The following is a 21,064-nucleotide window of genomic DNA, read 5'->3' on the forward strand; positions in this document are numbered from 1 at the left end:
GCTTCAGGCAAAGACATCCGCCTCGGCAAGGAGAGCGCCGTGGCGATCCTTCTCCGACAGAATCGGCCGCCCCTCGAGAGGCCAGGAAATGCCCAACTGCGGTTCGTCCCACGCGATGGTCCGTTCATGGCTCTGGCTCCAGTATTCTGTTGTCTTATAAATCACTTCCGCCGTGTCCGATAAAACCAGGAAGCCGTGCGCAAAACCCGGTGGGACCCACAATTGCTGGCCGCTCCTTCGTGACAGCGTCATTCCTACCCATTGCCCGAAGCGCGGCGACTGACGCCGCAGATCCACCGCCACGTCGAAAATTTCCCCCGCCACAACCCGGACCAGTTTTCCTTGCGGGCGCCCGATCTGGTAATGCAGGCCACGAATCACATTTCTTGCCGACAGGCTGTGATTATCCTGCACAAAAACACCGCTAAAACCCGTTGCATTTTCGAACTCGCGCGCATTGAAGCTTTCGAAAAAATGCCCGCGATCGTCGGCAAACACCCTCGGTTCAAGTATCAGCACTTCCGGCAGGGCCGTAGGCGTCGCTTTCAGGTTCATGGCTGGCCCACCTCCGGCAGGATCTGATCGAGCAGGTGATGCACGCCTTCGCGCCAGTCCGGCAAATGAATGCCGAAGGTAGCGCGCAGCTTGCCGGTATCGAGCCGGGCGCTGGCCAGCCGGGCCGCCGGCAACGGGTATTCGCTTGCTGGAATCGCCTGCAGCTGCGCGGGGCCGGTCTTCAGCGCCAGACCTTTGTCCGCCGCATACTGCAGCACTTCGCTGGCATAGCCATAAGGACTGGTTTCACCCGCCGCGGCAAGATGGTAGATACCGTGCGGGAACGCCTGCCGGTCGCCGAACAGCCATTGCCGCGCCACGATCTGCGCCGTCACGTCGGCAATCAGGGCGGCGCCCGTGGGTGCGCCGAAACGGTCCCGGATCACTCGGATCGAGGCCTGTTCGCGGCCGAAGCGCAGCATGGTCTTGGCAAAATTGCGGCCGTGCGCGCCAGCCACCCAGCTTGTTCGCAAAACAAGTGCGGCTGGCTCCACGTCTGCGATGGCCTGCTCCCCTGCCAGCTTACTCCGCCCATAGACGGAAATGGGATTCACCGCATCCGTTTCCGTATAAGGAACGTCTTGCCGCCCATCGAAAACACAATCCGTTGAATAGTGCACGAAGAGGCTGCCGAGCCGCTTCGCTTCCTCGGCAAGAATACCGACGGCGGTGGCATTCACGGCAAATGCGCCCTCCGCGTCGACTTCGGCCTTATCCATGCTAGTGCAGGCCGCGGCATTGACGATGACGTCGGGGCGATATTCCTGCACGGCATGGCGGATACTGTCGGCACGCGCCAGGTCGCAGGCAGCGCGGTCGAGCGCGATCACGCGCCCGAGTGGCATCAGGGCACGCCGCAATTCGAACCCCACCTGGCCGTTGCTTCCTGTTACAAGAAGCGTCGGCACGTGAGATGGATTATTGCGCACATCGGTCATTCTCGCGCCTTCCGATACTCTCCGGAGGTCATGCGCTCGATCCACTGCGGATTGTCCAGATACCACTGAACCGTCTTGCGCAGTCCCGACTCGAAGGTCTCCTCGCAGATCCAGCCTAGTTCTGTCCGGAGCTTGTGCGAATCGACCGCATAGCGCCGGTCGTGGCCGGGACGGTCGGCAACGAAGGTGATCTGGCTGCGATAGGAACCGCTGGCCTTCGGCCGCAGTTCGTCGAGGAGATCGCACAGGGCCCCGACCACGTCGAGGTTGGCCTTCTCGTTTCCGCTCCCGACGTTGTAGGTCTCCCCAGGCCGCCCATGGGCCAGCACCGCGCGGATAGCAGCGCAATGATCCGCAATGTAGAGCCAGTCCCTTACGTTAAGTCCGTCGCCGTAGACCGGTAACGGCTCGCCAGCCAGGGCCCGGGTAATGACCAGCGGGATCAGCTTCTCGGGAAAGTGATAGGGGCCATAGCTATTTGAACCGTTCGTGGTCAGGACCGGCAAGCCATAGGTATGGTGATAAGCCCGCACCAGGTGGTCAGCACCGGCCTTGGATGCCGAATACGGACTATTCGGAGTGTAGGCCGTGGTCTCCGTGAAGGCAGGATCACTATCTTTCAGGGAACCGAATACCTCGTCCGTGGAGACGTGCAGGAAGCGGAAAGCCTCGCGCTCCGGGACCGGAAGGCTTTGCCAATAGGCGCGCGCGGCCTCCAGCAAGGTGAACGTGCCGACAACATTGGTCTGGATGAATGCGCCCGGTCCTTCGATCGAGCGGTCGACGTGGCTTTCGGCGGCAAAGTGGATCACGGCGCGGGGCCGGTGCCTGTCGAAGAGCCGGTCCAGCGCCGCCCGGTCGCAGACGTCGGTGCGGGAGAAGGTGTGGCGGCTATTGCCCTGCAGCGATGCCAGGGATTCCAGGTTGCCCGCATACGTCAGCTTGTCCACGTTGACAACCGCGTCCGCGCTGTCATCGCGCAGCCAGTCAAGAACGAAATTGGCACCGATGAAACCGGCGCCACCAGTGACAAGTATTTGGGACAAGACCAGGGCTCCCTGCTATCTGATATTCGAGAACACGGCGAATGCCAAGTCTCCGCCGGGCCCGAAACGGGCGGCGTCATGTTAAGTATTTGCAGAAGTGGCGGTATTCTATCCGACAGACCCCCCCTGCTTGAGATGCTCCCCCTTTTTTTTGTAGCGTGTTGTAACGTATCCGTGCCACCAAATGCCAACCGGGTGAAGACCTGGCGCAATGCTTAACCGGCCCCTATTTGTGACCCAAAAACATCATTTCGCCATCGGCGACCTCCAGGGCTGTGCCGGTTCGCTGGACGAACTGGTCGCTCGCCTGCCCCAGGACAGCGCCCTGCGCTTTGTCGGCGACCTCATCAACCGCGGCCCCGCCTCGCTGCGTACCCTGCGCACCGTGCGCGAACTCGGCGCCCGCGCCGAATCCGTCCTCGGCAACCACGACATCCATTTCCTGGCGGTGGCCGCGGGCGTGCGCAAGCGCGGGCGCAGCGATACGCTGGACGATCTTCTTGGCGCGCCGGATTGCGATGAATTAATCACATGGCTGCGCCACCGCCCGATGGCCATCCATGAAAACGGCTTTCTCCTGGTCCACGCCGGCGTGCTACCCCAGTGGAGCGCCGACCAGACCATGGAGCTGGCCCGGGAAGTCGAGCGCGAGCTGCAGGGCCCCGACTGGAAAACCTTCCTGGCCGATGTTTTCGGCAACGCCGCGGACCACTGGGACGACAGCCTGCGCGGCATCGACCGCCACCGGGTCGTTGTCAACGCCCTCACCCGCCTGCGCTTCTGTCGTACGGACGGCGTGATGGACCTCAAGACCAAGGAAGGCCCGGGCGGCTCGCCGGCGGGTTACATGCCCTGGTTCGACATCCCCGGCCGCCGGACGGAGGGCACCACCGTGGTGTGCGGGCACTGGTCGACCCTCGGGCTGGTAATGCGGCCGAACCTGATGGCGCTGGATACGGGCTGCGTCTGGGGCGGCAAGCTGACGGCCGCGCGGCTGGCGGCGGATCCGGCCGAGCGGACCTTGGTGCAGGTCGAGTGCCCGCAGTATTGCGACCCTCTGGCGTAATGCCATCCGGGCGGCTTGCCGCCTACTGCGAGGTGGCTGGCGCGGGCGTGCCTTCGTCCGTGAGTTCGGGAAGGCCGGGAAGGCCGGGAAGGTCGGTGGCAGGCGGAGTCACGCCGCCATTGACCCGCCCCACCACCTCCAGCGCATGGTGCTGCGCCCCCTGGCTCAGATGCCCCACCACCTCCCACGCCGCCTGCGCCAGCTCCCGCCGGCTGGCACTGGCCGCGGCGATGGCCGGAGCAAAGCACAGCCGTGCCGTGATCGGCCTCGCCCGCAGCACCGCATCGAGCGTATCGAGCAAGCTCAGGTCCCCGATATACGCCGGTGCCAGGGTGGGCTGCCCGGTGGCGGTGTCCAGGTAAGCCAGCCCGACCGGTTGCACCGGCAGCCCGCCCGAAATCGGCGCCTGCATCAGGTTGGCGTGGAACGGCAGCACGCTGGTGCCGTCGGTGGTGGTGCCTTCCGGGAACACGCATACCAGGTCGCCCTGCAGCATCACGTCGGTGATGGCGTGCAAAACGCGGTGTGCGTCACGCTTGCGGGCCCGTTCGATGAAGATGGTGCCGGTCTGGGCGCACAGCCAGCCAATCACGGGCCAGTCACGGATCTCTGATTTTGCGACGAAGCGCACCGGCTGCCAGGTGTTGATGACGTAGATGTCGAGCCAGGAAATATGGTTGGACACCACCATGGCGCCGCGCGGCGGCGCTTCTCCCGGCTTGAGCCCTTGCACTTCGACCGTGATCCCGCAGATGCGCAGCAGCCGGCGCGACCAGCGCCGGATATGCCATTGACGCGATTCGGTGCCCAGCCACGGGAACAGCAGCGCGCACGTGAGCAGGCCGCGCAGCAGGTGCAGGATGAGCGCGGTCTTGCGCAGCCAGATCATGCAAGGCTCTCCGGCATGACGTCAGTGCAGTTCGTAGACCACGTGGCCGCTGACCAGCGTGGTGCGTACGCGGCCGCGCATGTCATAGCCGAGCCATGGCGAGTTCTTGCCCTGGCTCTTGAGCGCGCGCCGCTCGACCTTCCATTCCTGTTCGGGATGGAAGATGCAGATATCCGCGGTGCTGCCGCTGGTCAGGGTGCCGGCCGGCAGGCCGAGCACGCGGGCGGGTTCGGCGGTGATGCGGGCGAGCGCCTTGGCCAGGGGGACCTTGTGTTCCGCGGCCCAGCGCAGCGTCAGCGGCAGCAGCAGTTCGAGGCCGGTGGCGCCGGGCGAGGCTTCGGCGAAGGGCAGCAGCTTTTCGTCGTCGTCCACCGGGGTGTGGTCGGAGCACAGGGCATCGATGGTGCCGTCGGCCAGGCCGGCGATGATGGCGTCGCGGTCACGGCCGCTGCGCAGCGGCGGCGAGAAGCGCATCTGCGAGTTGAAGTAGCCGATGTCCATGTCGGTCAGCGAGACGTGATGGATATTGACGTCGCAGGTGACGGCGAGGCCTTCGCGCTTGGCCTGGCGCACCAGTTCGATACCGGCGGCGGACGACAGGCGGCACAGGTGCACGCGCACGCCGGTGCTGCGCATCAGTTCGAAGATGGTGTGCAGGCGCACGGTTTCGGCGATCACCGAGACGCCGGACAGCCCCAGGCGCGACGCCACCGCGCCGCTGGCGGCCACGCCGCCGCCAAGGTAGGGGTCCTCGGGGCGCAGCCACACCGTGAAGCCGAAGGTCTGCGCGTATTGCAGCGCGCGCAGCAGCACCTGGGTGTTGTGGATCGGGGCCTCGGCCTGCGAGAAGCCGATGCAGCCAGCTTCGGTGAGCTGCGACATCTCGGTCAGGGTCGTGCCCTTGAGGCCGAGCGTGAGCGCGCCGAGCGGATAGACGTGGGTCTGGTTGAGCGTGCGCGCGCGGAACTTGAGCATTTCCACCAGGCCGGGCTCGTCGAGCACCGGGTCGGTGTCGGGCGGGCAGACCAGGCTGGTCACGCCGCCGGCGGTGGCGGCGGCCACTTCGGACTCCAGCGTGGCCTTGTATTCGTAGCCGGGCTCGCGCAGGCGCGCGGACAGGTCGACCAGGCCCGGGCAGACGACCAGCCCGCTGGCGTCGATGGTCTTGTTGGCATGGAAGTCCGCCGGCGCGCTGCCGACGCCGACGACCTTGCCGGCGGCGATGTAAAGGTCTTGCTGCGCATCGATGTTCGCGGCCGGGTCGATCAGGCGGCCGCCCTTGATGTGGATCTTCATATCGTGTCGCTTGGCTTGTTTCGGTTGTTCTGGCTGGGACGCAATGGTGCGGCTACGGCGCGATTCAGTCGTGGTTTCCGGCCACGATCCCCATCACCGCCATGCGCACGGCGATGCCGAAGGTCACCTGGTTGAGGATCACGGATTGCGGGCCGTCGGCCACGGCGGAGTCGATCTCCACGCCGCGGTTCATCGGACCCGGGTGCATCACGATGGCGTCGGGCCTGGCCAGCGCCAGCCGCTCGGGCGTCAGGCCATAGGCCTTGAAGTATTCCTGCGCCGACGGCAGCAGCGCGCCGCTCATGCGCTCGTTCTGCAGGCGCAGCATGATCACCACGTCGACGCCCTTCATCCCTTCTTCCATGTTATGGAAGACGCGCACGCCCATCTGTTCCAGTCCGGACGGCAGCAGCGTGCGCGGGCCGATGGCGCGCACTTCGGGCACGCCCAGCGTGGTCAGCGCGTGGATGTCGGAGCGCGCCACGCGCGAGTGCAGGATGTCGCCCACGATGGCCACCGTGAGCTTGGTGAAGTCCTGCTTGTAATGGCGGATCGTGTACATGTCGAGCAGCCCCTGCGTGGGGTGCGCGTGGCGGCCGTCGCCGGCGTTGATCACGTGGACATGCGGCGCGACATGCTCGGCGATCAGGTAGGGCGCGCCGGAGCTGGCATGGCGCACCACGAACATGTCGGCCGACATCGCCGACAGGTTGTTGATGGTGTCGAGCAGCGACTCGCCCTTGCTGGTGGACGAGGCGTTGATGTTCAGGTTGAGCACGTCCGCCGAGAGCCGCTTGGCGGCGATCTCGAAGGTGGTGCGGGTGCGCGTGGAGTTCTCGAAGAACAGGTTGAACACGCTTTTGCCGCGTAGCAACGGCACCTTCTTCACGTCGCGGTCGGAGTCGGACAGCGAGACGAACTGGCTGGCGGTGTCGAGGATGTGCGCGATCATCTCGCGCGACAGGCCTTCGATCGACAGCAGGTGCTTGAGCTCGCCGTTCTTGGTCAGTTGCGGGTTGCGGAACGTCTTGATCATGGCAGTTGGAGAGGGCCGGGCGGCGGCGATTGGCTGGTCTGGAGCGGACTTGTGTTGCTGAGCTTGCAAGCCAGGCTGGCGTGCCGGGGTGGATCCCCGCGCGCCAGCCCGGCAGCGGGCGGCCTCAGTTGCCGGTGGCCTCGACGGCGAAGGCGAAGCGCATGTCGGCGCCGGCGCCCTGGTGCGACAGCACCAGCGTGGTGCCGGGCGGCAGCTCGATATGCGCGGCGACGAAATCGGCGGCGGCCGGCAGTTCGCGCCCGCCGCGGTCCGCCAGCACCGCCAGCGCCACGCGGGCCGGGCGGCCGTAGTCGAACAGTTCGTTGACGGCGGCGCGGATGGTGCGGCCGGTGGCGAGCACGTCGTCGATCAGCAGGATCTTGCGGTCCTGCACGTCGAACGGCAGCGTGGTGGGCTGGGCCTGGCTGTGCAGGCCCTTCTTGGCATAGTCGTCGCGGTGAAAGGCGACGTTGATGACCCCGTGGCCGGCCAGTTGCAGGTCGGCGGCCAGCCGCTCGGCAATCCAGGCGCCACCGGAATAAATGCCGGCCACCGACCATTGCGCGCGCTCGGCCGCAGGCAGCGCTGCCTGCACCTGGTCACGCAGCGTTCGGTAGAGCGCCTCGGCGTCTGGAGAGGAAGTCTGGGTCATAGGGGATGCTGGTCGAAGTACTGTTGCAGGATAAGGCGGGCGGCTTCCGCGTCGAGCTCGCCCGGGCGATAACCGGCCATCTGGGCCAGCCGCGAGGTGTAGCGCTCGTCCACCCATTCCACCGGCAAGCCGAAGCGGCCGTTGAGCTGGTTGCCAAAGCGGCGCGCAAGGCGCATGGAAGGCTGCTCGCCGCCATCCGGCTTGATGGGCATGCCCACCACCAGCTGGACCGGCGCCCATTCCTTGATCAGCGCCGTCACCGCCTCGAAGCGGGCTTCCACGGTGGGATTGGGCAGGATGGTGAGGGGCCGCGCCTCGCGCGTGATGAAATTGCCAAGCGCGACGCCGATCTTCTTTTCGCCGTAATCGAATGCCAGGACGGTGCCGTCGGTGGGCAGCGGGCGCGGCACGTGCGCCGCTGCGCCCTCAGGCATGCCCGGCCTCGCCCGAGAGCATGGTGAAGTCGATGCCCAGCAGGCGGATGGCGGCGGCGAAGCGCTCTTCGGGAGGCACGCTGAAGATGATCTCGGGGTCAGCCTGGACTGTCAGCCAGCCGTTGCGGCTGAGCTCCTCCTCGAGCTGCCCCGCGCCCCAGCCGGCATAGCCCAGCGTGAGCAGGAAGCGATGCGGGCCGCTGCCGTTGGCCACGGCTTCCAGCACGTCCTTGGAGGTGGTCATCTCGAGTCCGCCAGGCACCGCCAGCGAAGAGACGTAGATGCCGACCGGATCATGCAGCACGAAGCCACGCTCGGTCTGCACCGGCCCGCCGAAGTACACGGGCTGCTGCGCCACCGGCTGGATCTCGAGCTTGAGGTCGATCTTGTCGAACAGCGTGGCCATATCGATGTCGATAGGCCGATTGATCACCAGGCCCAGCGCGCCGCGGTCGTTGTGCTCGCACAAGTAGACGACGGAACCCGAAAAGGTCGGGTCTGCCATGCCGGGCATGGCAATCAGGAACTGATTGGTGAGATTGATTGGGGCTTCCAGCGTCGCCATCCCTGCATTTTATCAAATCAAAGCCGTCCGTCCGGAAAAGATTCGCCCATGCCGCATCGCAGCATGCCGGCGCTTCCGCTCCGGTCCCCGGTGCGCGTCGCCGCGCGCACCCTATTCCATGCGCTTCAGCGCGGCCAGGTCGTCCGGCGTCAGCCAGCGCCATTCGCCCAGCGCCAGCGCCGCTTCCAGCACCAGCCCGCCGATGGCGCTGCGGTGCAGCGCGTCCACGTGGTTGCCGGCCGCGACCACCATGCGCTTGACCTGGTGGTACTTGCCCTCCGACAGCGTCAGGCGCAGGCTGCGCTCGCCGGTGGCCTCGCAAGCCACCGCGGCGATCGGCGCGGGTTCGTCTTCCAGCTGCACGCCGGCCACCAGCGCGTCGACCTGGGCCTGCGTGACCGGCTCGGCCGTCGTCACCTCATAGACCTTGGGCACCTTTTTCTTGGGCGAGGTCTGCGCGTGGATGAACTGGCCGTCGTCCGACAGCAGCAGCAGCCCGGTGGTGTCCTGGTCCAGCCGGCCCACCGCCTGCACCTCGCGCTGGCGCAGCGGCACCGGCAGCAGGTTGTAGACGCTGGGATGGTGGCGCGGGCGCTGCGAGCACTCGTAGCCGACCGGCTTGTTGAGCATCAGGTAGGCCTTGGCGTGGCCGATCCACGCCTCGCCGTCCACGGTCAGGCGCAGCCCTTCGACCTCGAACTGCGCGCGCGGGTCCTCGCACAACACGCCGTCGACTTCGACCAGGCCAGCGCCGATCAGGTCGCCGCAGTAGCGGCGGGTGCCGAAGCCTTGCGATTGGAGGATGCGGTCGAGTGTGGTGGCCATGTCTTGCTTCTTGCTATCTGGAAATCTTGGAAAACTGGAAATTCGGACGCGTCCGTCACAGCGCATTGCGGCAATGCGGCGCCTCGGCCGCCTGCACGCATCCGTATGGTAGGGTAGCAGGCTTCATCCCGCGGAGCGTCCGATCTTGCCCCTCTCCCCTGCCGGCGCGCGCCAGCCCTACCGGATCGACAGGCAGTTCGAGCGCGGCCTGGTCTGGTTCCGGCGCGACCTGCGCGCCGACGATCACGCGGCGCTGCATTATGCCCTCAAGCACTGCCGCCGGGTGTGGTGCGTGTTCGTATTCGACCGCGAGATCCTCGATCCGCTGCTCGCGCGCGGCCTGGCCGCCGACCGCCGGGTGGCGTTCATCCTGGCCTCGCTGGCCTCGCTGGAGGCCACCCTGAAGGCAGCCGGCGGCGGCTTGATCGTGCTCAATGCCACGGCGCGCGCGGCGATCCCCGCGCTGGCCGCCGAACTGGATGCCCAGGCCGTCTTCGTCAACCACGACTACGAACCCGCCGCGCAGGCTCGCGACACCCATGTCAGGCAAGCCCTGGCCGATGCGTCCCGCGTCTTCTTCACCTTCAAGGACCAGGTGATCTTCGAGCGCGACGAGATCCTGACCGGCCAGGGCAAGCCGTTCTCGGTGTTCACACCGTACAAGAACGCCTGGCTCAAGGCGCTGCTGCCGTTCGACCTGCGGCCCTATCCGGTCGAGCCTTGGCTTTCGGCGCTCGCCCCGGTGCCCAAGGCCCATGCGCGGGCGTTGCCCACGCTGCAGGCGCTGGGCTTCGCGCCGTCCAACCTGGCCGAGATCGCCATGCCGACGGGGAGCGAAGGCGCCCACGCCCTGTTCGAGGAGTTCTGCGAACGCATGGGCGACTACGCGCGGCGGCGCGACTTTCCCGCCCTGCGCGGCCCGAGCTACCTGTCTGTGCACCTGCGCTTCGGCACGCTGTCGATCCGCACGCTGGCCCGCGCCGCACACGCCGCCACGCTGCGCGGCGGCGCCGACAGCGCGGGCGCAGCCACCTGGCTGTCCGAGCTGATCTGGCGCGATTTCTATTTCATGATCCTGCATCACCATCCGCGCGTGGCCGCCGGGCATGCCTTCCATCCGGCCTACGATGCCATCCGCTGGGCGGCCGGCGCCACCGGCGAGCGCTACTTCGAGGCTTGGCGCGACGCCCGCACCGGCTACCCGCTGGTGGATGCGGCCATGCTGCAGATCCGTCAGAGCGGCTATATGCACAACCGCCTGCGCATGGTGGTGGCCAGCTTCCTGGTCAAGGACCTGGGCGTGGACTGGCGGCGCGGCGAGCAGTATTTCGCCGACCAGCTCAACGATTTCGATTTCTCCGCCAACAACGGCGGCTGGCAATGGGCCGCCTCCACCGGCTGCGATGCGCAGCCGTATTTCCGCATCTTCAATCCGGTGACGCAGTCGGAGAAGTTCGACCCGCAGGGGCGCTTCATCCGCAAGTACCTGCCGCAACTGGCGCGCCTGCCCGACAAGTACATCCACGCACCCTGGACGGCACCCGACGATGTCCTGGCGGGCGCCGGGGTGACGCTCGGCGAGGACTATCCACGCCCGCTCGTGCAGCACGATGTGGCACGCAAGGAAACGCTGGCGCGGTATGCGGTGGTGAAGGAGAACCGGACGGAATCCGGTCAGGGCGGGGAGGAATGAGGTTCGCCCGATGAGGTTCGCCGGCGCACGGCACCGCGCGCCTTGCAGCCCGCGGCGCCAGCCTTCACGCTGCCAGCATGGCGCTTTCCCGATAGTGCTTCTGCGCTTCCTCGGGCCGCTCGGTCTCCTCGTAGAGGCGGCCCAGCGCCAGGTGCGCGCGCACCCGCAGCCTGCGCTGTGATTCGTCGTCGGCATACTTGAGCGCCCGCTCGAAGCTCGACTGGGCCTTGCCCCATAGCTTCTCGCCCAGGCACAGCGTGCCCAGCGCGAAATACAGGTCGGCATCGACAGGATGCTGCGCCAGCCATTTCTCGGCCTGCTGGATCTGCGGCAGCGCGTGGCCGGGTTCGGCGCATTCGGCATAGCGCAGCACCAGGCGGCTGTCCCAGTTGACCTTGAGCGCGTCTTCCACGATCTTGCGCGCCTCGTCCTGGCGTCCCAGCGCCGCGAAGTAGCGCGCGGCTGGCTCGGCGATGCGCGCGGCACGGCGCTCGTCGGAGGACAGCGAGCGCCACAGGTCATGCAGTGCCTCGCTGTCGTGGCGGCATTCTTCCAGCAGGGCCTCGCAGGCCAGTTGCTTGAGGCGCAGCGCCAGCACGGGATGCAGGGCATTGCGCTTTTCCAGCGAGCGCGCCAGGCGCAGCACTTCGGACCAGTTCTTCAGGTGCTGGTGGGCGCGCAGCGCGATACGCTGCACGTGGATCTGGCGGGAGCCCTGCGATTGCAGCTGCGCGATGGTGTCGAGCGCGCCTTCCGCGTCGCGGGCGTCGACCAGCATCTCGGCCATCGACACCAGCCGCGCCTGTTCGCGCTCGGCGCCGGTGACCTGTGCCATCCAGGCGTCGCGGCGCTCCATCTCCTGCATGCGGTGGGCGGCGCGCGCACCGATCAGCGCCGCGGTCTGGGCCTGGTCGGGCCAGGCCTGGGCTTCGCGCGCGGTGCGCTCGGCCCGGGCGAAGCGGCCGGCGAACAGGTTCTCGATCGCCTCGCGCAACGCGGCCTGCGCGCGGTTCATGCGGCTGCGCTCGCGATAGGCCGCCGCGCGGCCCGGCATTTCCGACAGATGCCGCACGGTGGTGAGGATGGTCCAGACCACGAAGAACGCCAGCAGCAGCAGGGCCAGCGCCAGGTTCAGCGAGAGTTCGACCCGGTACGGCGGGTAGAACAGCACCACGTTGCTTTGATTGAATTGCGTAAACAGCGCCAGCCCGACCGCGCCGCCAAAAAGGATCGCCACCCAGAACAGAAGCCGCATGCGCTACTCCTTCTTGAGCGCCTGCAGCGCGCCGAGGCTTTCCGCCATGGTCGGCAGCTGGACTGACACGGCGCCGGCCTGGGCCTGCTTGAGCAGCGTCAGCACCGCCTGCACGCGGCGCGACTTGGTATCGAAGTAGCGGCCGATCATGGCTTGCGCGGCAGCCAGGTCGTTGCGGAACACCGGCTCGTTGCGCGACAGCAGCGCGAGGCGCGCATTGAGCAGGCGCAGCTTGACGTTCTCGCGCAGGAACCAGCCCTGGTCGCCGGTCAGCAGCAGCGCCTGCGCATCGTCGACGCGGCGGATGCGGATGACCTGCATCAGCTCGTCGCGCACGCTGCCCCACAGCCCGCCGAACCAGTTGACGATGGCGTTGCCCGCCTGGGGCGCGGCATCGGCGCGCGCGCCGTTCCTGGCGCCGGTGGCGCCCTTCTCCGTCCTGGGATCGGCCTTGACGTCAGCCTTGATGTCGGCCTTGCGCGCATCGGCTTCGCTGCGCTCGAGCATGCGCTCGCTCGACAGCAGCGGCAACACGTCGATCTGGTTGATGGCCTCGTCGAGCTTGATGGCGGCGCCGGTCAGGTCGGTATCGGGCACCGCCTTCATGCGCGCGACATCGCGCGCGATGGCCCGCCGCAGCAGGTTGTACTGCGGCTTGTCGGTACGCGCCAGGCGCGTGTCGGCACTTTGCAGCGCGGCCAGCGCCACCTGCACATTGCCGGTCAGCTGGAGCTGCTGGCCCGCGTTGGTGAGCAACTGCTGGATCTCGGCGATCTCCCAGTCGTCGCGGTTGCGCATCAGGTCCTGGTAGACCTGTTCCAGCGCGGATTGCTTGTCGCGCGCCTCGCCGACCTGGCCGTCGAGCGCGCCGACCTTGGCCTGCAGTTCCTTGACGGTGTCCTGCGCATTGCGCGACAGCACGCGCGTCTCCTGCACCAGCGCATCGTTGTTCTGCTGGCGCCGCGCCAGCTCCTGGGTCAGGTGCTCGACACGGTGCTGCAGCCACCAGAAGCCCCCGCCGATGGCGAGGATCAGCAGCGCGAGCAGCAGCCACCACGGATTGAAACGCGACGCGCCGCGGACGGGCATCACCGGGGCCGCGGACGGCGGGCTGGCGGCGGGAGGAGCGGTATGTTCTTGCGTCACGCGATCGGCCTTCGTTGACGTTGATGACGATGTTGCGGGTGATCGATTGTCTTGCCCGGGCTCGGGCGCCGCCGGTGTCGGCAGCGCGGCTGGTGCGGCCGGCGCCGCTGCCGCGGCAGACGCCGCAGACGCCGCGGATGCCGCGAATGCCACTGTTGCCCCGGGCCCCGGCACCACCGCAGCCGTGGCCACGGCCAGCGGGGGCGCCGCCGGCATCGGCGCCGGTGGTCCGGCGTGCGCCTGGGCCCACCGGCGGCACGCGGCGAGCAGCCCTCCGTCGCCCGGTGCGGCGCGCCGCACATGGGCGAAGCCCAGTGCGGCGGCCTGTTCGGCGATTCTCGCATGGGGGGCAATGCACTGCACCTGGCGCAGGCCGGCCAGCTCCTGCGGGCTAAGTGCCTCGCGGGCCATGCGGTCGAGATTGCGCACCGCTTCGGAGCTGGTCAGCAGCCACGCCTGCGGGGATGCACCCGGCTTCAGGCCATCGCGCACGGCTTGCCATTGCATGCTGCCGGGCGTCGGCACGGAGCGCTGGTAAGCCTCGACTGCGCTCACCTCTGCGCCGGCGCCACGCAGGCGCTCGGCCAGCCAGTCGCGCCCGCCGTTGCCGCGGATGATCAGGACCTGGCGCCCGGCCAGCGTCTGCATGCCAAGCCGGCTTTCGATCTGCTGCCAAAGGGCCTCGGAATCGAAGCGCGCATCGCCGTTGTCGATGCTATCCGCGCTATCGGGAATGTCGTTGCTGTCTGCGCCCCCGTTGGCGCCATCCGCTTCATGCGCATGGCTGCCCGCCGGCGCGATCACCCGGTAGTCGGGCGAGGCGATCCCGCGCTCGGCCAGGGCACCCACGCTGGCGGGCCCCACCAGCGCGAGCGGCACGGATGGCGGCCACTGCGGCGCGGGCTTGTCCTGCACCTGGGCCAGCGCGTCGAGTGCAAAGGCCACCGCATTGGGGCTGACGAAGACCACCAGCGCAAAGTCCGCCAGCCGCGCCAGCGCGGCGCGCAGGGGGCCTTCGTCGGCCGCGGGACCGATCGCCAGCAGGGGAAAGCCGAGCACGTCCAGGCCGGCTGCCGAGAGCGCCTCGGTCAGCTGCCGGGACTGCCCGGCGGGTCGTGTCACAACGACGGTCGGGCGGGGCATGGGCCGGCCTCAGGCGGGGGCTTGCGGAGAAGCCGGATCGGCCAGCGCAGCCAGGATCCCCGCTGCGCCCTGGTCCAGCAAGTCCTGCGCGACGGCCTTGCCGAGCGCCTCGGCCTGGGCGGCTGCGTCGGCACCCGCCACGACGGCCGCCGAGCTGGCGCGCACGCCGCGCGTGCCGTCCGGTAGCGCCACGAAGGCGTCGATGCTCAACCGGGTGCCGTCCCACTGCGCATGCGCGGCCAAGGGCACCTGGCACGAGCCGCCCAGCATGCGCGACACGGCGCGCTCGGCGGTCACGGCCAGCGCACTCAGCGCATGGTTGAGCGGGGCGATCCAGGCGGCCAGTTCAGGGCGGCCAGCGGGAATCTCGATGCCCAGCGCGCCCTGCCCCGCGGCCGGCAGCGAACTGACGGGATCCAGCACGGCGCGGATGCGGCTGGCCAGGCCCAGGCGCTTGAGCCCGGCCGCGGCCAGGATGATGGCGGCGTAGTCGCCGCGGTCCAGCTTGCCCAGGCGGGTATCGAGATTGCCCCGCAGCGGACGGATCTCCAGGTGCGGGTAGCGCGTGCGCAGGGCGGCTTCGCGACGCAGGCTGGAGGTGCCCACCACGGTGCCGGCGGGCATCTCGTCGAGCGAGCCGAACTGGCTCGAGACCAGCGCGTCGCGCGGGTCCTCGCGCTCCATCACGGCGGCGAGCAGGAAACCCTCGGGTAGCTCCATCGGCACATCCTTGAGCGAGTGCACGGCGAGATCGGCGCGGCCCTCGGCCATCGCGATCTCCAGCTCCTTGACGAACAGCCCTTTGCCGCCGACTTTCGACAGCGTACGGTCTAGAATCTGGTCTCCGCGCGTCGTCATGCCGAGGATGGACACATCGCACGCGGGATAGTATTGTTGCAACGCAGCACGCACATGCTCGGCCTGCCACATGGCCAGACGGCTCTCGCGGGAGGCGATGACGAGCTTGCGCGGCGAGCCGCTGGAAGGAGTCGGGGGGACGGATGCTTGCATCCGCGCATGTTAGCACGCACCCCAAGCCACTCCAGGCCACGAATAAGAGATATGAGACAACAGGAGATTGCATGACGCAGCAAGCTGCGCGCCCTGCCGGCCGGCGCAAGCCCACCGCCGCCCGGGCTGACGCCCCCGACGCCGCCCTGGCCCTGGCCCCGGCTCCCGCAAGCACCCCCGACGCGCCCGCCACCAAAGCCGCCAAGACAGCCCGGGCAAAAGGCCGGGCAAGCACGCGGGCCGCAGCGCCCGCGGCTGCCGCCATCCCGCTGGCCGGCGCGCCGGCGCGCCGCGCCAGCGACAAGGACCTGCCGCTGCGCGAGGACATCCGCTTCCTGGGCCGCCTGCTGGGCGAGTGCGTGCGCGAGCAAGAAGGCGAAGCCGCCTTCGAGCTGGTCGAGACCATCCGCCAGACCGCGGTGCGCTTTCGCCGCGAGAACGACCGCGCCGCCGGCGCGGAGCTGGACCGCCTGCTCAAGCGCCTGTCGCGCGACCAGACCAACTGGGTGGTGCGCGCCTTCAGCTATTTCTCGCACCTGGCCAATATCGCCGAGGACCAGCACCACAACCGCCGCCGCCGCGTGYACGCGCTGGCGGGCTCGCCGCCGCAGCCGGGCAGCCTGGCGCGCGCGCTGGAGGCGATCGACGCCGCCGGCGTGACCGGCAAGACGTTGCGCAAGTTCTTCGACGAAGCGCTGATCGTGCCGGTGCTCACCGCCCACCCCACCGAGGTGCAGCGCAAGAGCATCCTGGACGCCGAGCGCGAGATCGCGCGCCTGCTGGCCGAGCGCGACCTGCCCATGACCGCGCGCGAGCGCGACCACAACACCGCACTGCTGCGCGCGCGCGTCACCACGCTGTGGCAGACCCGCATGCTGCGCAACACGCGCCTGATGGTGGTGGACGAGATCGAGAACGCGCTCTCTTACTACCGCACCTGCTTCCTGCACGRCATCCCGCAACTGATGAGCGAGCTGGAGGAGGACATCGCCGCGGTGTTCCCCGCCTCGCGCAAGAACAAGGGCGCGCCGGCCGCCGGCGGCACGCAGCTCGCGCCCTTCTTCCAGATGGGCTCGTGGATCGGCGGCGACCGCGACGGCAATCCCAACGTCACCGCGGATACGCTGGAGCAGGCCGCCAGCAAGCAATCGTCGCTGATCCTCGAGTGGTACCTGGACGAGGTGCACGCGCTCGGCGCCGAGCTGTCGATGTCGAGCCTGATGGTGGAGGCCAGCCCCGAGTTGCTGGCCCTGGCCGAAGCCTCGCCCGACCACTCCGACCACCGCGCCGACGAGCCCTATCGCCGCGCCCTGATCGGCATCTACGCGCGCCTGGCGGCAACCTGCCTGGCGGTGACCGGGCAGGCCGCGCCGCGCCATGCGGTGGCCGACGCCGCGCCTTATGCCGATGCGCAGTCGTTCGGCGCCGATGTACAGGTGGTGATCGACTCGCTGCGCGCCCACCACGGCGCGGCGCTGGCGCGCACCCGCGTCGATGCGCTGGCCAAGGCCATCGCCGTGTTCGGCTTCCACCTGGCGTCGATCGACATGCGCCAGGTCTCCGACGTGCACGAGGCGGTCATCGCGGAGCTGTTCGCCGCCGCCGGCGTGGAGGCCGACTACGCCAGCCTGCCGGAGCCGCGCAAGCTGGAGCTGCTGCTGGCCGAGCTGCGCCAGCCGCGCCTGCTGACCCTGCCGTGGCACACCTATTCCGAGCAGACCCGCAGCGAACTGGCCATCCTGGAGATGGCGCGCAAGCTGCGGGCACGCTACGGCGCGCGCGTGGCGCGCAACTACATCATCTCGCACACCGAGACGCTCTCCGACCTGGTCGAGGTGATGCTGCTGCAGAAGGAAGCCGGCATGCTGCGCGGCACGCTGGGCAGCAAGGCCGATCCGGCCCGCATGGAGCTGATGGTGATCCCGCTGTTCGAGACCATCGAGGACTTGCGCAACGCCGCCGGCATCATGCAGTCGCTGCTGGAGCTGCCGGGCTTCGCCTCGGTGATCGCCCACCACGGCGGCGAGCAGGAGGTCATGCTGGGCTACTCGGACTCCAACAAGGACGGCGGCTTCCTGACCTCGAACTGGGAACTGTACAAGGCCGAGCTGGCGCTGGTGCAGCTGTTCGAGCAGCGCCGCGTCAAGCTGCGCCTGTTCCACGGGCGCGGCGGCACCGTCGGGCGCGGCGGCGGCCCGACCTACCAGGCCATCCTGTCGCAGCCGCCGGGCACGGTCAACGGGCAGATCCGCCTGACCGAACAGGGCGAGATCATCAACAGCAAGTTCGCCAACGCCGAGATCGGCCGGCGCAACCTGGAGACGGTGATCGCCGCCACGCTGGAGGCCTCGCTGCTGCCCACGCAGAACGCGCCGAAGGAGCTGGCCGCGTTCGAGGCGATGATGCAGCAGCTCTCGGACCGCGCCTTCTCCTCCTACCGCCACCTGGTCTACGACACGCCGGGCTTCAAGGACTACTTCTTCGCCACCACGCCGATCACCGAGATCGCCGACCTGAACCTCGGTTCGCGACCGGCCTCGCGCAAGCTGATGGACAAGAAGCACCGCCGCATCGAAGACCTGCGCGCGATTCCCTGGGGCTTCTCGTGGGGCCAGTGCCGGCTGCTGCTGCCGGGCTGGTACGGCTTCGGCAGCGCGGTCAAGGCGGTGCTGGACGCGGCGCCGGACGACAAGGCCCGCAAGGCGGTCGAAGCCACCCTGCGCCGCATGGTCAGGAACTGGCCGTTCTTCTCCACGCTGCTGTCCAATATGGACATGGTGCTGGCCAAGACCGACCTGGCGGTGGCATCGCGCTACGCCGGGCTGTGCGAGGACGCGGCGCTGCGCAAGACCGTGTTCTCGCGCATCAGCGCGGAGTGGCACCTGACCAGCGAGATGCTGGCGCTGATCACCGGGCGCCAGGAACGCCTGGCCGACAACCCGCTGCTGGCGCGTTCGATCAAGAACCGCTTCGCCTACCTCGACCCGCTCAACCACTTGCAGGTGGAGCTGCTCAAGCGCTACCGCTCGGGCAAGGACGGCGACGACATCCGCGTGCGCCGCGGCATCCACCTCACCATCAACGGGGTGGCGGCGGGACTGCGCAACAGCGGCTGAGGCAGCAGGCGCCGGCGGCCGCATGCCGGCGTAAAAAAGCCGCCATGGTGGTTGACCATGGCGGCGGAAACCCGCCCGGCCCGCAGGCCGGACGGCGCAGAGGGAGGCGCTCAGCCGACGAAGGCGCCGGGGACCGGGTCTTCGCCGAGCGCGGACAGCAGCACCGCCCAATGCATGGCTTCGTCGCCCAGGATGCTGCCGGCGGCCTTGGTCAGCTCGCGGTTGTGGAAATTCGGCAGCACGCCCAGGTAAGCCGCGGTGGCGCCCTTCTCCAGTCCCGCGGCGAAGCGCAGCACATCCGCCTGGGTCTTGAGCTGGTCGGCGGGGAAGCCGTATTCGCCCGGCTTCTTGGTCATGACGGGACTGCCGCCCAGCTTGGACACCGTGCTTGCCAGCACCTGCGCATGGGCCTTGTGGTGCGTCTGGAAGCGCACCGCGGTGTCCAGCAGCGGCTTTTGCAGCAGGCCGCTCTCGGCGCCCACCTGATAGGCGGCGATGGCCTGGTATTCCAGCCCGAGGGCAACGTTGAGGATGGCGATATCGTCCTTGGTGCTGCCGGACTGGGCCTGCGCCCATGCCGGCATCGACTCGCCCAGGCTCATCACCGCCAGCGAGCCCAGCGCGAACAGCCCGGGCACTTTGAGCAGGCCGCGCCGGCGCGCATCCGGTGCCACAAGGATGCGGTCCTGCGTGTCCTCGCCGGCAAGGCGCGACGCCTGCCCGGGCTTCGACTGCATGCGTTCCATGGTCTTCTCCTGTCTCTTGGGGGTAGGTGGTGCCCTGCTCGTTCTGCCGCGCGCCCGCTCGGGCTGCGGCGGGTACAACCCGGGCACCTGACCCATCTACGCAGCGCCCTGCCGATCGGATGCAGCGGGATGCGGCGATTGGCGGTGTGCCGCACCCATGAAACGCGCAAGCCGTGCCTATAATCCGGCAACGTCACTTGCGAGTTCCGCCCCCGGTGTCCTCCCCCGACGATTCCACCTTCGCCCCCAGGCCGGCCGACGCCGACCGGCTCGCCGCGCTGCTGCAGGGCACGGCCATGGGCGACCGGCACGCCCTGCGCCAGCTCTACGACCAGACGGCAACGAAACTGTTTGGCCTCGCGCTGCGTATCACCAGCAGGCGTGACTGGGCGGAGGATGTCGTGCAGGAGAGTTTTGTCAGCATCTGGCATCACGCCGGCGACTACCGGCCGCACCTGGCCGCCCCGATGACGTGGATGACAGCCATCGTGCGCAACCGCGCGCTCGACTGCCTGCGCCGGCAGGCAGCCGCGCGCGCCAGCCAGTCCGTGGAACTGGACGACAGCCTCGGCGAATGGCTCGCCGACGACGCGGCCGGCCCGGCCGAACTGGCGCTGGCCAGCGAGCAGGCCCAGGCGCTGAACCGGTGCCTGCAGCGGCTGGAACAGCCCCAGCGGCAGGCCATCGCGCTGGCCTACCTGCGCGACATGAGCCATAGCGAACTTTCCGAGCAGCTGCGGGTGCCGCTCGGGACCATCAAATCATGGATACGCCGCGGCCTGGAACGCCTGCGCACGTGCCTGGAAAGCCTGTCATGAACCTCGGCCGCCACCCCGACCTGATCGATCGCCTGGCCGCCCAGTACGCGCTGGGCGTGCTGCGCGGCGGCGCGCGCCGCCGCTTCGAGCAGCTGGCGCGGCAGGAACCCGCCATCCGCGCCGCCATCGGCCAGTGGCAGGCGCGCCTGGCGGGCATCGCCGAGGTGCAGGCAGGCTCCGAGCCGGTGGACAAGCTCTGGTGCGGCATCGAGCAGCGCCTGGGCTGGCAGCCGGCTCCCGCAGCCGCGGCAGCGCCGGGCCAGGCCGCCGCCGGCTGGTGGCAACGCCTGTGGGGCGCGGCCGGCTTCTGGCGCGGCGCCACGCTGGCCGCGGGGGCGCTGGCCGTGGCCGCCATCGCCCTCAATGTGCGGATGGCCCGCGAGCTGGATACCGCGCCGCTGGTCAACGCCGTGGCGGTGCTCAACGACGACCGCGCCGAGGCGGCTGTGTTGGTGACGTGGGACGCACGTTCGCAGGCGCTGACATTGCGTCGCCTGGATCACCTGGCACTGACCGATGCGCAGGCGCTCCAGCTGTGGGCGCTGCCGGCGGGCGGCAAGCCGCAATCGCTGGGCGTGCTCGGCCACCAGCGACAGCTGCGCCTGACGGTCGCCCAGCAGCTCGGCAAGGTGCCGGCGCTGGCCATCAGCGTGGAGCCGCGCGGCGGCTCGCCGGACCCCAACGGGCCGACCGGGCCCGTGGTGTTCAAGGGCCGGGTCATCGACAACACCCTGTAGACCCGGCTGGGAAGGCGGCGGCAGCGATATAATCGTTGTTTCCCCGATTTTTCCGCTCGCGCCGCGGTGCTGCCGCCGGCCTGCGAGCCAACCCAGC

19 protein-coding genes are annotated in these 21,064 nt (G+C 68.6%); 5 read left to right on the forward strand and 14 right to left on the reverse strand.

Annotated elements, in window-relative coordinates; translation table 11 throughout:
- Positions 1-3: 3 nt before the first annotated feature.
- From rfbC to rfbB, 3 genes are read right to left on the reverse strand one after another with little or no spacing between them, the layout of a single operon-like run.
- Positions 4-555, reverse strand: a complete 552-nt coding sequence (gene rfbC / locus AB4Z48_RS07595; RefSeq protein ID WP_441613288.1) for a dTDP-4-dehydrorhamnose 3,5-epimerase — start codon at positions 553-555, stop codon at positions 4-6.
- The gene (rfbD, locus tag AB4Z48_RS07600; protein WP_441613289.1) at positions 552-1,493 is read right to left on the reverse strand and encodes a dTDP-4-dehydrorhamnose reductase; all 942 of its coding nucleotides are present in this window, start codon (positions 1,491-1,493) and stop codon (positions 552-554) included. The genes rfbC and rfbD overlap by 4 nt, the downstream gene beginning before the upstream one ends.
- Positions 1,490-2,539 carry a dTDP-glucose 4,6-dehydratase gene (gene rfbB, locus AB4Z48_RS07605; protein WP_441613290.1) on the reverse strand — a complete coding sequence of 350 codons (1,050 nt, stop codon included), beginning with the start codon at positions 2,537-2,539 and terminating at the stop codon, positions 1,490-1,492. Before rfbB ends, rfbD begins: the two co-directional genes overlap by 4 nt.
- A 211-nt stretch (positions 2,540-2,750) precedes the next feature.
- Here rfbB and AB4Z48_RS07610 point away from each other — a divergent pair, with 211 nt between their 5' ends.
- The gene (locus AB4Z48_RS07610) at positions 2,751-3,605 is read left to right on the forward strand and encodes a symmetrical bis(5'-nucleosyl)-tetraphosphatase (RefSeq protein ID WP_441613291.1); all 855 of its coding nucleotides are present in this window, start codon (positions 2,751-2,753) and stop codon (positions 3,603-3,605) included.
- A 22-nt stretch (positions 3,606-3,627) separates the two neighbouring features.
- On the opposite strand, the gene AB4Z48_RS07615 is transcribed toward AB4Z48_RS07610, so the two are convergent.
- The 7 genes from AB4Z48_RS07615 to AB4Z48_RS07645 form a co-directional block, all read right to left on the reverse strand.
- Positions 3,628-4,494, reverse strand: a complete 867-nt coding sequence (locus AB4Z48_RS07615; protein WP_441613292.1) for a lysophospholipid acyltransferase family protein — start codon at positions 4,492-4,494, stop codon at positions 3,628-3,630.
- A 21-nt stretch (positions 4,495-4,515) separates the two neighbouring features.
- A complete protein-coding gene (locus AB4Z48_RS07620; protein WP_441613293.1) occupies positions 4,516-5,790 on the reverse strand; it encodes a dihydroorotase in 1,275 nt (424 codons plus the stop codon).
- A 64-nt stretch (positions 5,791-5,854) separates the two neighbouring features.
- Positions 5,855-6,826, reverse strand: coding sequence for an aspartate carbamoyltransferase catalytic subunit (locus tag AB4Z48_RS07625; RefSeq protein WP_441613294.1), 972 nt, complete (start codon positions 6,824-6,826; stop codon positions 5,855-5,857).
- A 124-nt stretch (positions 6,827-6,950) separates the two neighbouring features.
- Positions 6,951-7,478 carry a bifunctional pyr operon transcriptional regulator/uracil phosphoribosyltransferase PyrR gene (gene pyrR, locus AB4Z48_RS07630; RefSeq protein WP_441613295.1) on the reverse strand — a complete coding sequence of 176 codons (528 nt, stop codon included), beginning with the start codon at positions 7,476-7,478 and terminating at the stop codon, positions 6,951-6,953.
- On the reverse strand, positions 7,475-7,912 hold the full coding sequence (gene ruvX / locus AB4Z48_RS07635; RefSeq protein ID WP_441613296.1) for a Holliday junction resolvase RuvX: 438 nt from the start codon (positions 7,910-7,912) through the stop codon (positions 7,475-7,477). Before ruvX ends, pyrR begins: the two co-directional genes overlap by 4 nt.
- Positions 7,905-8,477 (reverse strand): YqgE/AlgH family protein, encoded by a 573-nt coding sequence (locus tag AB4Z48_RS07640; RefSeq protein WP_035863791.1) that lies wholly within the window; start codon positions 8,475-8,477, stop codon positions 7,905-7,907. Before AB4Z48_RS07640 ends, ruvX begins: the two co-directional genes overlap by 8 nt.
- 111 nt (positions 8,478-8,588) lie before the next feature.
- A complete protein-coding gene (locus AB4Z48_RS07645) occupies positions 8,589-9,302 on the reverse strand; it encodes a 16S rRNA pseudouridine(516) synthase (protein WP_441613297.1) in 714 nt (237 codons plus the stop codon).
- 145 nt (positions 9,303-9,447) lie between these two features.
- Here AB4Z48_RS07645 and AB4Z48_RS07650 point away from each other — a divergent pair, with 145 nt between their 5' ends.
- Entirely contained in the window at positions 9,448-10,995 is a 1,548-nt protein-coding gene (locus AB4Z48_RS07650; protein WP_441613298.1) for a cryptochrome/photolyase family protein, read from the forward strand.
- 64 nt (positions 10,996-11,059) lie between these two features.
- Here the strand turns inward: AB4Z48_RS07650 and AB4Z48_RS07655 are convergent, their stop codons facing one another.
- Genes AB4Z48_RS07655 through hemC form a run of 3 tightly spaced genes read right to left on the reverse strand, consistent with a single transcriptional unit; the run spans position 11,060 to position 15,550 of the window.
- The gene (locus tag AB4Z48_RS07655) at positions 11,060-12,250 is read right to left on the reverse strand and encodes a heme biosynthesis protein HemY (protein WP_441613299.1); all 1,191 of its coding nucleotides are present in this window, start codon (positions 12,248-12,250) and stop codon (positions 11,060-11,062) included.
- 3 nt (positions 12,251-12,253) lie between these two features.
- Positions 12,254-14,539 (reverse strand): fused uroporphyrinogen-III synthase HemD/membrane protein HemX, encoded by a 2,286-nt coding sequence (gene hemDX, locus AB4Z48_RS07660; protein ID WP_441613300.1) that lies wholly within the window; start codon positions 14,537-14,539, stop codon positions 12,254-12,256.
- Between the two features lie 9 nt (positions 14,540-14,548).
- Positions 14,549-15,550: a hydroxymethylbilane synthase gene (gene hemC / locus AB4Z48_RS07665; protein ID WP_441613301.1), complete on the reverse strand. Its 1,002-nt coding sequence runs from the start codon at positions 15,548-15,550 to the stop codon at positions 14,549-14,551.
- A gap of 71 nt (positions 15,551-15,621) precedes the next feature.
- Between hemC and ppc the strand changes: the two genes are divergently transcribed.
- Positions 15,622-18,666 carry a phosphoenolpyruvate carboxylase gene (gene ppc / locus AB4Z48_RS07670; RefSeq protein ID WP_441613302.1) on the forward strand — a complete coding sequence of 1,015 codons (3,045 nt, stop codon included), beginning with the start codon at positions 15,622-15,624 and terminating at the stop codon, positions 18,664-18,666.
- A gap of 110 nt (positions 18,667-18,776) precedes the next feature.
- Here ppc and AB4Z48_RS07675 read toward each other — a convergent pair whose 3' ends face one another.
- Entirely contained in the window at positions 18,777-19,403 is a 627-nt protein-coding gene (locus AB4Z48_RS07675; protein WP_441613325.1) for a ferritin-like domain-containing protein, read from the reverse strand.
- Between the two features lie 305 nt (positions 19,404-19,708).
- Here AB4Z48_RS07675 and AB4Z48_RS07680 point away from each other — a divergent pair, with 305 nt between their 5' ends.
- Positions 19,709-20,230, forward strand: a complete 522-nt coding sequence (locus AB4Z48_RS07680) for a sigma-70 family RNA polymerase sigma factor (protein WP_441613326.1) — start codon at positions 19,709-19,711, stop codon at positions 20,228-20,230.
- A complete protein-coding gene (locus AB4Z48_RS07685) occupies positions 20,227-20,967 on the forward strand; it encodes an anti-sigma factor (RefSeq protein ID WP_441613303.1) in 741 nt (246 codons plus the stop codon). The genes AB4Z48_RS07680 and AB4Z48_RS07685 overlap by 4 nt, the downstream gene beginning before the upstream one ends.
- Positions 20,968-21,064 lie beyond the last annotated feature (97 nt).

The sequence above is a fragment of the Cupriavidus sp. 2TAF22 genome (assembly GCF_052115045.1).
In the GTDB taxonomy this organism is placed as follows: domain Bacteria; phylum Pseudomonadota; class Gammaproteobacteria; order Burkholderiales; family Burkholderiaceae; genus Cupriavidus.